General features: G+C 64.4%; 9 protein-coding genes. 7 read left to right on the top strand and 2 right to left on the bottom strand.

Going from position 1 to position 14,771, the window contains the following annotated elements; translation table 11 throughout:
- The first annotated feature begins 57 nt into the window (after positions 1 to 57).
- From GGQ90_RS18540 to GGQ90_RS18525, 4 genes are all read left to right on the top strand, one after another.
- On the top strand, positions 58 to 1,080 hold the full coding sequence (locus GGQ90_RS18540; protein ID WP_246428314.1) for an oxidoreductase: 1,023 nt from the start codon (positions 58 to 60) through the stop codon (positions 1,078 to 1,080).
- A 75-nt stretch (positions 1,081 to 1,155) separates the two neighbouring features.
- Positions 1,156 to 1,677 (top strand): sigma-70 family RNA polymerase sigma factor, encoded by a 522-nt coding sequence (locus tag GGQ90_RS18535; RefSeq protein ID WP_188083461.1) that lies wholly within the window; start codon positions 1,156 to 1,158, stop codon positions 1,675 to 1,677.
- A 3-nt stretch (positions 1,678 to 1,680) separates the two neighbouring features.
- A complete protein-coding gene (locus tag GGQ90_RS18530) occupies positions 1,681 to 2,445 on the top strand; it encodes an anti-sigma factor family protein (protein WP_188083460.1) in 765 nt (254 codons plus the stop codon).
- Entirely contained in the window at positions 2,446 to 4,071 is a 1,626-nt protein-coding gene (locus tag GGQ90_RS18525; RefSeq protein WP_188083459.1) for an FAD-dependent oxidoreductase, read from the top strand.
- Positions 4,072 to 4,452: 381 nt separating this feature from the next.
- Here the strand turns inward: GGQ90_RS18525 and GGQ90_RS18520 are convergent, their stop codons facing one another.
- Both GGQ90_RS18520 and GGQ90_RS18515 read right to left on the bottom strand, forming a co-directional pair.
- Positions 4,453 to 7,548: a DUF4982 domain-containing protein gene (locus GGQ90_RS18520; RefSeq protein ID WP_188083458.1), complete on the bottom strand. Its 3,096-nt coding sequence runs from the start codon at positions 7,546 to 7,548 to the stop codon at positions 4,453 to 4,455.
- A 146-nt stretch (positions 7,549 to 7,694) separates the two neighbouring features.
- Positions 7,695 to 9,614 carry a rhamnogalacturonan lyase gene (locus GGQ90_RS18515; protein WP_223178331.1) on the bottom strand — a complete coding sequence of 640 codons (1,920 nt, stop codon included), beginning with the start codon at positions 9,612 to 9,614 and terminating at the stop codon, positions 7,695 to 7,697.
- Between the two features lie 146 nt (positions 9,615 to 9,760).
- On the opposite strand from GGQ90_RS18515, the gene GGQ90_RS18510 reads away from it, so the two are divergent.
- The 3 genes from GGQ90_RS18510 (at position 9,761) to ku (ending at position 14,768) form a co-directional block, all read left to right on the top strand.
- On the top strand, positions 9,761 to 12,889 hold the full coding sequence (locus tag GGQ90_RS18510; protein WP_188083457.1) for a TonB-dependent receptor: 3,129 nt from the start codon (positions 9,761 to 9,763) through the stop codon (positions 12,887 to 12,889).
- Positions 12,890 to 13,478: 589 nt separating this feature from the next.
- The gene (locus GGQ90_RS18505; protein ID WP_343053892.1) at positions 13,479 to 13,646 is read left to right on the top strand and encodes a LysR family transcriptional regulator; all 168 of its coding nucleotides are present in this window, start codon (positions 13,479 to 13,481) and stop codon (positions 13,644 to 13,646) included.
- Between the two features lie 258 nt (positions 13,647 to 13,904).
- A complete protein-coding gene (gene ku / locus GGQ90_RS18500) occupies positions 13,905 to 14,768 on the top strand; it encodes a non-homologous end joining protein Ku (RefSeq protein WP_188083456.1) in 864 nt (287 codons plus the stop codon).
- Positions 14,769 to 14,771: the final 3 nt, after the last annotated feature.

Genomic DNA, 14,771 nt, shown 5'->3' with positions numbered 1-14,771 from the left:
CTATCTTTTTGGGGCAAGGCGCGACAGCCGTGATCCCCCCGGCGATAGGGGACGATGATGATGCAGGAAATCGGTGTGGGCCTGATCGGCTATGGCCTGGGCGGACGGGCGTTCCACGCGCCCTATGTGATGGCGACGCCGGGCATGGCGCTGCGCGCCGTCGTCTCGCGCGATCCCGTGAAGGTTCATGCCGGCCTGCCGGGCATGCAGGTGGTGCCCGATGTCGATGCGCTGCTGGCGCTGCCGGGGATCGACCTGGTCATCGTGTGCAGTCCCGATGAATTGCATGCCGATCATGCGATCGCGGCGCTGCGGGCGGGCAAGCATGTGCTGGTGGACAAGCCCTTTGCCACCACGCTGGCCGATGCGCGCCGTGTGGCGGCCGAGGCGGACGCTGCGGGCAGGCTGCTGGCGATCTTCCAGAACCGGCGCTGGGACGCGGATTTCCGCACCGTGCGTCGGCTGATCGCCGAGGGGCGGCTGGGCGAGATCATCCAGTTCGAAAGCCATTTCGACCGCTGGCGACCGACCCCGGCGACGACCTGGAAGGATGCGCGCGCGGCGGGCATCTGGCAGGATCTGGGGCCGCATCTGGTCGACCAGGCGCTGTGCCTGTTCGGCAAGCCCGAAGGGGTGAGTGCGGATATTGCGGCTTTGCGCGAAGGGGCCGGATCGCCCGATTATTTCCATGTGACGCTGCGCTACCCGCGCCATCGCGTGCTGCTGCATGCGACCAAGCAGGCGGCGGCGCATGGGCTGCGCTTCGTCGTCCATGGCACGGGCGGTAGCTGGATCAAGAATGGGACCGACGGGCAGGAAGCGGCGACGGTCGCGGGCCAGCGGCCGGAAGGGGCGGACTGGGGCGTCGATCCGCAGCCGGGCCATCTGACCGATGCGGCGGGCGATAGCCATATGGTCATGAATGAACGTGGCGATTACCGGCTGTTCTGGCAGGCGCTGGCCGATGCCATCCGGGGCGAGGGCGCCAATCCGGTCCCTGCGGATGAGGCGATCGCGGTGATGGAGATATTGGAAGCAGGCTTGCGCAGCAGCGCGGAAAGGCGCGAAATCCGGCCCTGACGGGGTTGAAGATACATAATCCGGAAATATTTGGGCGAAGGGGGATTAAAGCGATCACTGAGGCGTAAGTGACGTATGAAACCCACGCCGCCCAAGGTCGTCGACCTGTTGCCCGCGCTGATGCGCTATGCCCGTCGACTGACCGGCAATGAAAGCGATGCCGAGGATCTGGTACAGGATGCGCTGGTGCGCGCCTATGCCAATGCCGACAGCTATCAGCGCGGTCGGCCACTGCGCGTCTGGCTGTTTTCCATCCTGCACAATGTCTTCATCAGCGGAACCCGCCGGGCGGCCGTGCGGGAACGGTTCCGCGCCGATGCCGTGGCGCAGGGAGAGCCGATGGCGGCACCGGCGCAGGAACAGATGGTGCGGCTGCACCAGATCGAGGCGGCGCTGACCGCCCTGCCGGAGGAGCAGCAGACCGTGCTGCACATGGTCGCGGTCGAGGGCCTGTCCTATCAGGATGCGGCCGACGCGATCGGCATTCCCATCGGCACGCTGATTTCGCGCCTGTCCCGCGCCCGCGCGAAGCTGCGGGCGCTGGAAGAAGGCGCCCCCGTCGTGCGCCCCGGCCATCTGCGTGTCGTGAGGGATTGAGCCATGGCTGAACTCATCATCACCGAATGCGAATTGCACGCTTATGTCGACGATCAGCTCGATGCCATGGGGCGGCTGGAAGTGGCCGATTATCTGGTGCGCAATCCCGATGTCGCCGCGCGTGTGCTGGCCGACCTGTCGGTGCGCGACGCGATGCGGGCGCTGGCGCAGCGCGACGAGCAGCCGGTGCAGCAACGCCTGCATGACAGCGCCCGCAAGGTGGAGAGTGCATTGCACCGCAGCCGCCTGTTTCGCCGGTTGAGCGGCGGGCTGGCGATGGCGGCGGGCATCGTCGCCGCGGTGGCGCTGGGCGTGGGCAAGCTGAACATGGGCGTCGCGCCGACGGCGCAGGCGATGCCGGTGTTCATCGAGGAAGCCCTGATGTCGCACAAGACCGCGCTGGTGCGGTCGCACATGAAGTCGCAGCCCGAAATCCCGCATTTCGACCCGGCCGATGTCCGGTCCGCCACCCATATCAACGTGCCGGTGCTGCCGGCCGGCTGGCGGGTGCTGGATGTGCAGCTCTTCCCGTCAGACTATGGGCCAAGCCTGCAACTGGTGATCGATGCGGGCGAGAAGGCGCCGGTGTCGCTGTTCGCGGCGCGGGCCGTCACCGGCCTGCCGGAAACGCCGCGCACGCAAGTCGTCGACGGCGAGACCATCGCCTACTGGGCCAGAAAAGGCACCGTCTATGTGCTGACCGGCGTGGAATCGCAGGATTTTCTTCAAAAGCACGCGGCCGATCTGGCCAATAATCAGGACGCATGAATGAGCATTGATCTCTCGCAACAGGCCGGCGCGCTGCGCCGGCGGGCAGATGTCTGCGTCATCGGCGCGGGCGCGGCCGGCATCACCACCGCGCGCCGGCTGCTGGCGGCCGGGCATCAGGTGCTGCTGCTGGAAAGCGGCGGGCTGGACTATGAGCGGGCGACCGCCGACCTCAACGCCGGCAGGAATGTCGGCCAGCCCTATTATGATCTGGACGATGCGCGGCTGCGCTTCTTTGGCGGCACGACGGCGATATGGGGCGGGCGCTGTGCCACGCTGGACCCGATCGACCTTCAGCGCCGCGACTGGGTGGCGGGATCGGGCTGGCCGCTGTCCTGGGACGAGCTACAGGATTATTATGGCCAGGCGCGCGGCCTATTCGAGATTGGCGACGAGCCGGCGAGCGCCGACGCGCTGAGCACCCATGGCGTGCCGCTGCCGGGGTTCGACAAATCGGAACTGCACATGCCGGTGTGGAATTTCGATCCGCGCTTCAACCGCTTCACCTTCGACGCGTGCCAGGACCTGCGCGACCATCCGCGCTGCGAGATCATCACCCATGCCAGCGTCACGCGGATCGTGACCAGGGATGGCGCGATCAGCCGGATCGAGGCGAAGGCGCTGGCCGGCGCGCATCTGCATGTCGAGGCGCGCGCCTTCGTGCTGGCGGCCGGCGGGATCGAGAATGCCCGGCTGCTGCTGGCGTCGAACATCGGCAATGAGCGCGATCAGGTCGGCCGCAACTTCATGGAGCATCCCCATGCGCGGGGCGGGCGGATCGTCGATGCGAAAGCCTGGCCGCTGCTCAAGGCGTTTGGTCGGCGGCACCGGATTGGCGGCCATGACATGGCGGCACTGATTACCCCGTCGGCCGATCTGCAGCGGCGCGAGGGGCTGCTCAACAGCTCGCTGACCATCGTCGGGCGGCAACCGGCGCGGGCGTCGCAATTCTGGGGCATGCGGGCCTATGGCTCGCTGAAGCACGACATGTCGCCGACGCGCAGTGGCCGGCGGATGTGGATGATGACCAAGAAGGCGGCGACCTGGGCGCAGCGCCATGTCGATCCGCTGCGCCCCTGGCTGCTGCACAAAGCGGGCAAGCTGGAGATCGCGCTGCTGGTGCGGGCCGAACAGGCGCCCAATCCCGACAGCCGGGTGTTGCTGACCAGGGAGCGCGACGCGCTGGGTGTGCCGCGCGTGGCGCTGGACTGGCGGCTGTCGGCGATCGACAAGCATAGCGTGACGGGACTCGTCGATGGCCTCGGCCGTGAACTCGAACGGCTGGACATGGGCCGGGTCGAGCGGGCCGACTGGCTGGACGAACCGGGCGCGCTGTGGCGCAACGATCCGCTCATCTCTTCCCATGCGATCGGCGGCTATCATCATATGGGCACGACCCGCATGGCGACCGATCCGCGCCAAGGCGTGGTGGATGCGGACGGGCGCGTGCATGGCCAGGCCAATCTCTATGTCGTGGGGTCGTCGGCTTTCCCGACGTCGAGCTGGGCCAATCCGACACTGACCATCGCCGCGCTGGCGCTGCGCACGGCCGATCGGCTGTCGGTCGCGCTCAACCGCCCGGTGGCGCAGCCGGTGCGGGTGCCGGGACTGGCCAAGGCGTCGTAGCACTCGCTTTGAGGTTCGCCGAACGGCGGCGATGGGTGGCTTCCTGCCATGCCCCTCCCGTAAACGGGAGGGGCAGCGAGACTTAGGCGCGCAGCGCGTTAGTCGCAGCGGGGTGGGCTTGTGCGACGTCCAGCCCACCCCCTAACCCCCTCCCGCCTGCGGGAGGGGGAACAGGTCAGCTTCTGGTCGCTTCCAGACCATCCTCCCCTTGCAGGGGAGGATTTTGCCGCCGCTCTTGGTCGTCTGTAAACCGGCCGAATTTGTCCGCGTCACCTGAGGCAGGCGCTCAGGATGCACTTGGTCGAGAAACGGCCAGCGCGGTTTTCTGGTTTCTCGACAGGCTCGAAACGAACGGATGTGGGAGCGTGCGGGCCGAGGGTGTCAGTCCACCGGGCCGTGGAATTCGGCTTCGACGATGCCGAGGTGCCAGCCGGGCGGGACGGCGTCTGCGCCGGTGTCGCCGGCCTGGCGGGCGCTGGCGAGTTCCACGACCTTGCCGAAGGCGTCCTTGTCCTGCACCGGGCCAGTCTGGCGGATGCGCAGCGTCTGGCCGGTCGTGGCGGGGAAGCGCAGCGTGGTGTAGCCAAGCTGCCGCTCGGTCTCGCCGCGCCAGACACTCTTGCCGTCGATCGTCAGTTCGAGCGGATAGGCACGCGAGCGCCAGCCGACCAGCTTCAGGTCGATTTCGCTCAGGCGCACCGGCGCGGCGAAGTGATATTCGATCCAGCCATTGTCCGGCTTGCCGTCGCTCGCCCAGCGGGTGAGTTCATTGTCGTCGACGGTGGCACCGGCATCGGCCTGTCCTGAACCGGCGCGGATATCCTGCGCGAGGAAAGTGGTGCGGTGCGGGGTGAAGCTGGACGTGACAGGCGTCGGGCCACGCACCAGGCTGCCGGGCTGGAAGGCGTCGGCGAAATCGGTGGACAGGCCATTCCTGGCAGCGGCGGGCAATCTGGTCGCGATCGACAGGCTGGCGGATCTGAGGCCCGGCGCGGTCGCGGTGAGCGATACGGTGCCCGCCTTCGTCCCGGCGCGGATCAGGACGCGGTTGACGCCGCCCTCCAGCGGCAGGTCGGGCGAGAGGATATAATTATCCTCCTCGCGCGCGGTGCCGGCATAGGAAGTGGTGCCGTCGGCGCCATGCGCCTTGGTCACGACCGCTTCGCCTTCGGTCTGGCCGGCGCGGACCTTGCCCTGGCTGTCGCCCTGGGCAATGCCGCCGCGCCAGAGCGCCGGCCCCTTGAGATCGAAATGGACCTTGCTGGCATCGACTGGCACGCGGCGGCCCTGGGCATCGACCGCCTCGACATCGACCAGCGCGATGTCGGCGCCGTCCATGACGAAGCCGCGCGGGGAGACATGGGGGGTGAGCTTCAGCGCGACCGCCGGGCCGGTGGTGGAGAGGCTATATTCCGACGTCTTGCCATCGGCGTGGGTGGCGACGGCGCGGAGCGTGCCGGGGGCGAAGGCGATATTTTTCCAGCTGAAGAGGAAGGTATCGCTGCGCTGGCCCTTGCCGAGCGAGCGGCCGTTGAGGAACAGCTCGACGCTCTGCCCATTGGACACGACGCTCATGTCCTTGACGGTGCCGGGGGCGTAGTTCCAGTGGCCGATGATGTGGGTGGCGGGGGTGACGCTGTCGACCCAGTCGTTCCACATCACCTGATGCGCGAAAAAGCCCTGTTTGGGGATGCGCACCGCGTCGACCTCGCCCGAGCGGCGGTAATTATTGTCGCCGCGATAATGGGTGTTGCTGTCCGACCAGATGATGTTGACGCCGCCCGAACTGACGCGGGTGCCGGTGCCCGGCCGCATGACATAATAGTCGTTCCAGCGCTTCACATCCTCGATGGCGTGGCTGTCCTGGTTGCGATTATAGGCGGGCGCATCCTTGTGGAAGGGCGGGGTGAAATCGTCCTGATAGGCGCGGGCGGCTTCGTCGCGGCTATATTCCATCGACCACATCGGATGTTTGGCGCTCTTGTTGATATACATCATCTCGCCGCCATATTCGGCGATGCGGCTGTCCAGCATCTCGCGCGATCCGATGGCGCGACCGCCATGGGGATCGTACAGGTCGCGGATCGCCTTCATCTCCGCCATATGGTCTTCGCTGATATTCTCGTTCCCGCTTTCGTAGAAGAGGATCGAGGGATTGTTGCGATTATAGATGATCGCGTCGCGCATCACCTCCTTGCGCTGGTCCCAGCGGCGGCCGGTCACGTCGCTTTCGGCATCGCCCGCCGGCATTGCCTGCATCAGGCCGACGCGGTCGGCGGATTCGATATCCTGTTTCGACGGGGTGACGTGCATCCAGCGCACCAGATTGCCGCCGCTCTCCACCATCAGCGCGTTGGAGAAATCGCTGATCCAGGGCGGGATGGAGGTGCCGACGGCGGGCCATTCGTTGGAGGTGCGCTGGGCATAGCCATGGACCATGATGGTGCGGCCGTTGAGGTCGACCTTGCCATCGCCAAAGCGGGTCTGGCGGAAGCCGGTCCTGGTGTCGACGCTGTCGATGACCTTGTCCTTGTCCATCAGGCTGGTCGTCACGGTGTAGAGATAGCCATAGCCCCAGCTCCAATAATGGAGGTCGGCGACCGGCGCGGCGGCGGCGAGGGTGGCACTCTGGCCGGGCGCGACCGAGGCTGCCGCGCTGTCGAAGCGGGCAATGCGGCGGCCGGCGGGATCGCGCACTTCGACGCGGAGCGACAGGGCGCGGGCGGCGGCGCTGTCGTTGCGGACCTGGGTTTCGGCATGAATATTGGCACGGCGGCCGGCGATGTCGAAGCCGTCGGCCCAGACATATTGGCCGGTCGTGCCGAGCGACGAATAGAGCGGCAGCGTCTGGTAGACTGGCCCCGTCAGGTGGAGCCGGACATTCTTGGTAATGCCGCCATAATTGACGTTGAAATTGTCATTGTTCCACTGGAAGCCGCTGCCGGTGGCGCGTTCCTTATATTTCCAGTCATTGTCGACGCGCACGGCGATGACATTGTCGCCGGGACGCAGTGCGGCGCTGATATCGGCGCCGAAGGCCATCACGCCATGTTCGGACAGCGCAACCGAGCGGCCATTGACCCAGATCTCGGCGGCCTGGCGCACGCCCTCAAATTCCAGGAAGGCCTTGCCGCGCGTTGCGCCGGCGGGGAGGGTGATATGCTTGCGATACCAGATGATGCCGGTGGACAGCGCCTTGATGTCGCGGGCGAAGGCCTGCGTCTCGTTGAAGGCGTTGGGCAGGGTGACGTTCTGCCAGCCCTTGTCGTCAAAGCCGGGCTGCTGCGCGCCGGGTTGGTCACCGGTCGTCATCAGCCAGCCGGGGTTGAGATTATAGGTGTGGCGCGGCGAGGCGGTGACGGTGGACGCGTCATGGGCGGCGGCAGGGACCGAGGGGAGGAGCGGCATCAGTGCCAGCAGGGCCAGGCCACCCCGCAACTGACGCACCCGTGCGCCGACAGCCGATTTCCGCTTCATGCCCTTGCCCTCTCTGATATTGGTCAGGCCACTTTGAGCGATGCCGGACGAAGGGTCAATAGATATCCCTAAAAATGGATATGTGATCCATATATTGGTCAGTCAGATCGGGCGGCGCATGCAATGCCACGCCGCCCGAGCCGTTGTCAGCGTTCGCCCTGCTTGCCGGCACCCAGATAGAAGCTGGTGTGCGGCGGCTGATTATAGGCGGTGTTCTGCCAGGCGACGCCAAGGCGATAGACCGGATCCTGCATCAGCGTGACGAAGCGGTGCGTGGTCGGATAGGGGGTGGTGTAGATGCGCAGTTCGCGATTGTCGGCGCTGCGCCACACCACTTCCTCGCGCCAGTCGCCGATCAGGTCCGCCTGGAGCGCCGGTGTCGCCTTGGTGCCGTTGTTGGACGACAGGCCATCGGGCGAGAGCAGGGGGATTTCCTTGCCATTTTCCCAGTCCCATTTGGAAATGGTCGTCTTGTCGAGCAGTTCGCGCAGCAGGTCGCCGTCCCACCAGATGGCGAAGTTCATCTGGCGCGGGCGCGGGCCGATCGGCTTGCCGGCGACGTCGAACAGTTCGGCCGAACTGGAGTTCCAGAACTCGGCACCCCAATGGCGCGGGTCGATATCGGCGGCGACGCCACGGCCGGTATCTTGCTGGGCCGGGGTGGTCCAGAGCGGCTGGCCGGTGCGCGCGTCGAGCAGGGCAGAGCCTAGCTGGCCGTTGCTCTTCACATCCTCGAACACGCCGAATTTTTCGATACCTGGACGGGCGGGATCGAGGTCGCCGACATGCATGGTGTCGCCATGGAAGAACGGCTGGCTCCACAGCCCCTTGCCATCGTCATCGACCGCCATCGAGCCGTAGATCACCTCGTCGCGGCCGTCGCCATCGACATCGGCGACCGAAAGCTGGTGATTGCCGCGGCCGGCATAGTCGGCCTTGCCCGGCTGGCTGCTGTCGAACAGCCAGCGCTGGGTCAGCTTGCCATCGCGCCAGTCCCAGGCGGCGATCGCGGTGCGGGCATAATAGCCCCGGCCAAAGACCATCGAGGGCAGATGGCCGTCGAGATAGGCGACGCCGGCCAGGAATCGGTCGGATCGGTTGGCATAGCCGTCGCCCCAGCTTTCGGTCAGCTGCGCGGTCGTGGGATTGCCGCCGGGATAGCGCGGCGGATCATAGGGGGCGGTGGCCAGTGCCTTGCCGGTGAGGCCGTCGAAGACAGTCAGATATTCCGGCCCCTTGACGATGCGGCCCTGCATCGGTGCGACCTTGGTGCCATCGGGCAGCACCTTGGCGCCGGTGCGGTCGCGCTGCGGCACTTCGCCATCATGGCCGCGCCAGTCGGCCCTGGCATCGCCGATCACCGTGCCGGTGCCGTCGACCGTGCCGTCGGCGGTCTTCATCGCCACTTCGGCGCGGCCGTCGCCGTCGAAGTCGAAGGCGAGGAACTGGGTATAATGGGCGCCGGCGCGGATGTTGCGGCCAAGGTCGATGCGCCACAGCCGCGTGCCGTCGAGCCGATAGGCGTCGAGGAAGACCGGCCCGCTATAGCCGGCCTGGCTATTGTCATGGCTGTTGGTCGGATCCCATTTCAGGATGATTTCATAGCGGCCGTCGCCGTCCAGGTCCGCCGCGCTCGCATCATTGGCGGTGTAGCTGAACGCCTCGCCGGCCGGCGTGACGCCGTCGGCGGGGGGCGTCAGGGGGATGGAGAGATAGGATTTGTCCCACATCATGGCGGGGGAGGGCGCGCTCCTGTCGCTGATCCGCTGCACCGCATAGCGGCTGGTCGCGCTGCCCTTTTTGTCGACGAAGGCGGTGGCTTCGCCGACGCGGCTGTCGTGGATCGGCTTGCCGTCGCGCAGCAGGCGGAAGCGGATGGTGGCGGGATCATCAGCCAGTAGACGCCATGTAATGAGCATGCCGCCATTATGCGCTGGTAGCGCTACCGCTCCCCGATCAAGTCGTTCGGCCGCTATACGGGCATTGGGACCAGTGGCCAGCGCCATAGTCGAAGACGCCAGAGCCAGCGCCAGGGTAAAGGCCCGTATAGTGGTGCGCATTTGCATCAATCTCCCCTCAGGATCACTACTGATCCAAATATTAGAATTGCATCCCACATATAGGTTCAGTAACTCTCCGTCTAGAAACTGATTCGACGACCGTGGGGAAACGGAGTCGGTCATGGGGTGTTCTGGGAGAGAGGGGATCGGCTATGCGCGAGCATACCACTGAAAGCGTGCAACATTTTTCCAACATTGCGATGGTTCGCCGGACGCTGAAGGGCGCTTCCGCCCTCGCCATGGCGGGTGTCATGCTGATGTCGGCTTCGGCTATTGCTCAGACAAATGAGGATGGCGAGAAGAAGCAGGGCGCCGCTTCGGCCGCCGATATCGTCGTCGTCGGCACCCGCGCCTCGCTCCAGTCGGCGATCAACCGCAAGAAGGCGGCCAACACCGTCGTCGACTCGATCGTGGCCGACGACATTGCCAGCTTCCCCGACAAGAATATCGGTGACTCGCTCGCCCGCATCACCGGCGTCCAGTTGAGCCGCGAATTTGGCGAGGGCAACCAGATCTCGATCCGCGGTGTCGAGCCCGACCTCAACCGCGTCGAGATCAACGGTGTCAGCCAGGTCAGCGCCACCGGCACCCGCGCCGGCGACTTCCGCGAAATCGCGGCCGAACTGGTCAAGTCGATCGACGTCTACAAGGGCTATGCCGTCGACCTGACCGAAGGCGGCATTGGGGGCACCGTGCGCGTCGAAACGCGCAAGCCGCTGGAATTGAAGGATCCGCTGATCTCGATGGTCGCGTCGGGCCAGCATCTGGACCTGACCGAAACCTGGAAGCCGCGCCTCACCTTCTTTGCCGGTGCGCCCAAATTCCTGATCGATGGCCTCGGCATCCTGGTCAACGCCACCTATAGCGACGTCGATACGCGCCAGGATTATATCAGCAACACCAACTGGTCGCGCCTCGCTGATTTCGACCATTCGACCGAGAAGACGGTCGCGAACCCGCTCTACGCCAATTATAACAGCTATGAGAGCTGCGCCGGCGTTGGCGGCGCGACCACGGCAGCAGCGACCGCGAACCGCCTGGCCTGCGAAACCCAGTTCTTCGACTGGGCGCCGACCGTGCCGCGCTATCGCCAGTGGGTGCGCAACGACAAGCGCATTTCGGGCGACGTGACGCTGCAATATCAGGTCGCACCCAATTTCCGCGCTTATGCCAATGCGCAGATCAACCTGCGTAACCAGAAGCTGCAGGACACCAACTATTCGGTCGACCTGACCCGCATCGAACGGTTCAACCTGGATCAGCAACTGGCGGCTGGCCTGAATGGCGCGACGTCGCGTCGCCGGGTGCAGCAGGGCACCTCGACCGTCAACGAGAACCATGTCGTCACCGGCCTGACCACCGCGCTCAATGCGGTGAACATCGGTACGGCTGCCAATCCCAACTGGAATGGCGCAGCGAACATCGTCGGCGTGCAACGACGCGACTTCAGCTATGATCAGGACAGCAAATATTTCTCCGGCGGTTTCACCTGGGAGCCCAATAGCCGTCTGAAGATCGACGTGATGGCGTCGCACGCGACCGCCCATACCGATCAGCAGACCAACCTCATCTCGCTGGGCACCAGCGTGTCGGGCATCTCGATCGACCGCAACAATGATCAGGGTCTGCCGGTCTTCAGCTTCCCGTCCAATTTCGACCCGTCCGATCCGGCGGTCTATGCCGACTTCACCCGCACCGGTGCCAACGGCCAGGTGCTGCCGGTCTATGGCCCCGCGCTGCAATATCGTCCCGGTGAGTTCAACAATAGCGAAGACCAGTTCAAGGTCGATGTGGACTGGGAAATCGATCACCCGATCGTCAGCAAGTTCGAATTCGGTGCGCAGGGCCGCAAGCAGAAATTCCTGAACTATGCCGGCGGCGGTTCGGTGCTGCTCGACCCCACGACCATGACCTATCAGTCGTCGGCCAACGTGTCCTACACGACCAATATCGTCGATAACCCGACCCAGGTCCGCAATGGCAACACCTGGTATATGACGCCTGCGCAATATACCGCGCTGATCGGGGCGATCGGCGGAACGACCGGTGGTGCGCCGCTATTTTCCGGCCTGAAGGGCGCGCCGTCCGGCATTCCCAGCGGCATTGCCTTCCCGAACTTCAATGCCGAGGAACTGGCGAAATTCTACGACCTGTCGGGCTTCGACCATGATCTGGTGCGCGAAGCCGATGGCTTCCCGCAGGTGCCCAGCGCCAAGGTCGACGAGACCGTCCTGTCGGGCTATGTCATGGCCGATATCGACACCGAAATCTTCGGCATGCGCCTGACCGGCAATGGCGGTGTCCGCTGGACCCACACCAAGGATACGGGGCTTGGCACCAATGTCAGCCGCGTAACCCGGTTCAATTCGACGGGCGGCACCGAGACGGTGGTGCTGGCGGCACAGGCGGTGACGATCAGCAACACCTACACCGACATCCTGCCGGCCTTCAACGCGAACCTGGAACTGGCTCGTGACCTGTTCCTGCGCGCCAACTGGGCCAAGAATCTGGCGCGCCCGCGCCCGACCGATCTGGTGCCGAACATCAACTGCCTGGATGACACCACCATCACCGGCACGGACGATACCTGCACGGCCGGCAACCCGGACCTGAAGCCCTATCGCGCCGACCAGTGGGAAGTGAACCTGGCCTGGTATCCCAATGCCGACACGATGCTGAGCCTGGGCTACTGGAAGAAATATGAGTCCAGCTTCGTCATCCCGAACGTCGTTCGCAACGGTGTCGACCTGTTCAAGGACGGCAGCAGCTATACGGTGCGTCAGCCGGTCAACGGCTTCGGCGCCCTGCTCGACGGGATCGAGGCCAATGTCCAGACGGCCTTCACCTTCCTGCCCAAGCCGTTCGACGGCTTCGGCGCCAGCGCGAACTTCAGCTATTCGCGCGCGCTTCGCACCAACCTGACCAACAGCGCGACCGGGACCGAGTTGAAGGAATATCCCGGCATGTCGAAATATACCTACAATGCCAGCGTCTTCTACGACAAGGACTGGCTGAACTTCCGGCTGAGCTACAATAAGCGGTCCAAGTGGCTGGCGACGGTGATCGACGCCAACAATGGCAACAACCCGCTCTATCGCAAGGCGGAAGGTTATCTCGACGGCAAGATCACGCTGCGCTTCCCGGAATATCATTTCAGCGTCTTCCTGGAGGCGCAGAATTTGAACAAGGAGTTCACCAAGCTCTACATCAACAAGGATATGCCGGTGGATGTGGCCTATCCGGGCCAGCGCTTCTTCGTTGGTGTTCAGGGCAAGTTCTGATCCCATCTCCCTTTGGGGAAAAGGCAAAGACGCGGTTCCGGGCATGTCCCGGGGCCGCGTTTTGCTTTGTGTGGCGGGCAGGCCGCGACAGGTTGGAATGAAGGGGGGTGACGCGCCCGCTTTCGAAAACCGCGGTGTGCGCCCCGGATCTTGGCGGCGGGCGCGTCGCCCGCTCGATATCATCCGGGCGCATCCTGTCCTGTCGTTTGTCGGCACGACAGTTGTGCGCTGCGTGCAGAAACGGCGCGGGCTGGCAGCATCGATCGGGCGACGATGCGCCGGGATCATGTCTTATCGCTATGTCTGAGGGTGGTGAGTCCAGCTGGGTTCGAACCAGCGACCTACTGATTAAAAGAGTGAAATTTGTGGCGTATCCATGTTTAAATTCAGGTACTTAGCTGCACCCTTGCTTGGTCGAGACATGAATACGCTACAATGACTTCCTTTGCCGTAAAAAGGCAATTGCACAAATCTGGACACAGTTAATCGGCGTCGAGATAGTAGCTGGACAAGCCCGCCGGATCGCCTTGCGCATAGAACGTCACCCATCCGCCAGCCTAACCCATCGTCCAGGCCATGGTCACCGGCCATGCCCATGGCGCTATCCCGGCATGCCGCATTGTCGAAGCTTTGTAGATCCCCATCGGCCATATCGCGGCGGGTGAAGGCGCTGGAGGAGCGGCTCGGCAGGATCCTGATCGTCCGGGGACAGCCCTGCACGCCACCCGCATGGGCCGGCAGGTTTGCGCCCATTTGAGACGCTCATCCACCATTTTCTCGTCTCCGCCAGCAGACATTCCGCTTTTGCGTTATTGATGTTCATGATTCGCCGGTGACCGCCGCAGTCCCTGGGCAGCGAGGATCGGTGACATGCTCGCCGATCCGTAAATCCAGTTGAGAACCCGCTTTTGCAGCTGCTCTGCCGACATGTTATCGGTCCAGCAAGTCGATGGTCGGTTTATCACAAACCGGAACCATCTTCTCCTCCGCACGCTCTCGTGTCCGGAGGTCGAACATGCCCGCACGCGCTTTTTGGCAGGGCCAGATCAAGCTGGCGCTGGTTTCCATCCCGGTAGAGATCTACCCTGCCACCAAATCGGGCGCGGCGGTCAGCTTCCGCCAAATCCATGAACCCACGGGCAAGCCCATCCATTATGACAAGGTCGTCACGGGCGTCGGCCCGGTCGATCCTGATGAGATACTCAAGGGCTTCGAGATATCGAAGGGCAACTATGTCCTGCTGGAGCAGGACGAGATCGAGGCGGTGAAGATCGAGAGCCGCAAGACGCTCGACCTCGTCCAGTTCGTGGAGGCCGATGCGATCGACGTCCTCTATTATGAAAAGCCCTACTTCGTGGTGCCCGCCGATGATCTGGCCGAGGAGGCCTATGCCGTCCTGCGCGACGCGCTGCGCCAAACAAAGAAGGTCGGCCTTGGCCAGCTGTCCGTGCGCGGGCGCGAACAGCTTGTCTCGCTCAAGCCCTGCGGGCGCGGAATGGTGCTGGAAGTGCTGCGCTACGCCGACGAGGTGACGAAGGCGCAGACCTACTTTCGTGGCCTGCCCGATGACACCGCCGACGAGGACATGCTGGACCTTGCCGTCAGCATCATCGACAAGCGCACGGCCCCCTTCAAGCCGGAGGAGTTCCACGACCGCTATGTCGATGCGCTCCATCGCCTGATCGACAAGAAGAAGAAGAAGGCAAAGGGCAAGCGCATCATCGAGGAGGTCGATGACGAGCCGGCGGGCCGCAAGGGTGGCAATGTCATCGACCTGATGGCCGCGCTCAAGAAATCGGCGGGTGAAGGCGGGCGCAAGGCACCGGCAAAGGGCAAGGCACCAGCGAAGAAGGCCGCTCCCCGGCGCAAGAGCGCCTGATCC

The sequence above is a fragment of the Sphingobium scionense genome (genome assembly GCF_014197035.1).
Taxonomy (GTDB): Bacteria; Pseudomonadota; Alphaproteobacteria; order Sphingomonadales; family Sphingomonadaceae; genus Sphingobium; species Sphingobium scionense.
The sequence above is the reverse complement of the archived record's forward strand: the minus strand, read 5'-3'. Positions and strand labels throughout refer to the sequence as shown.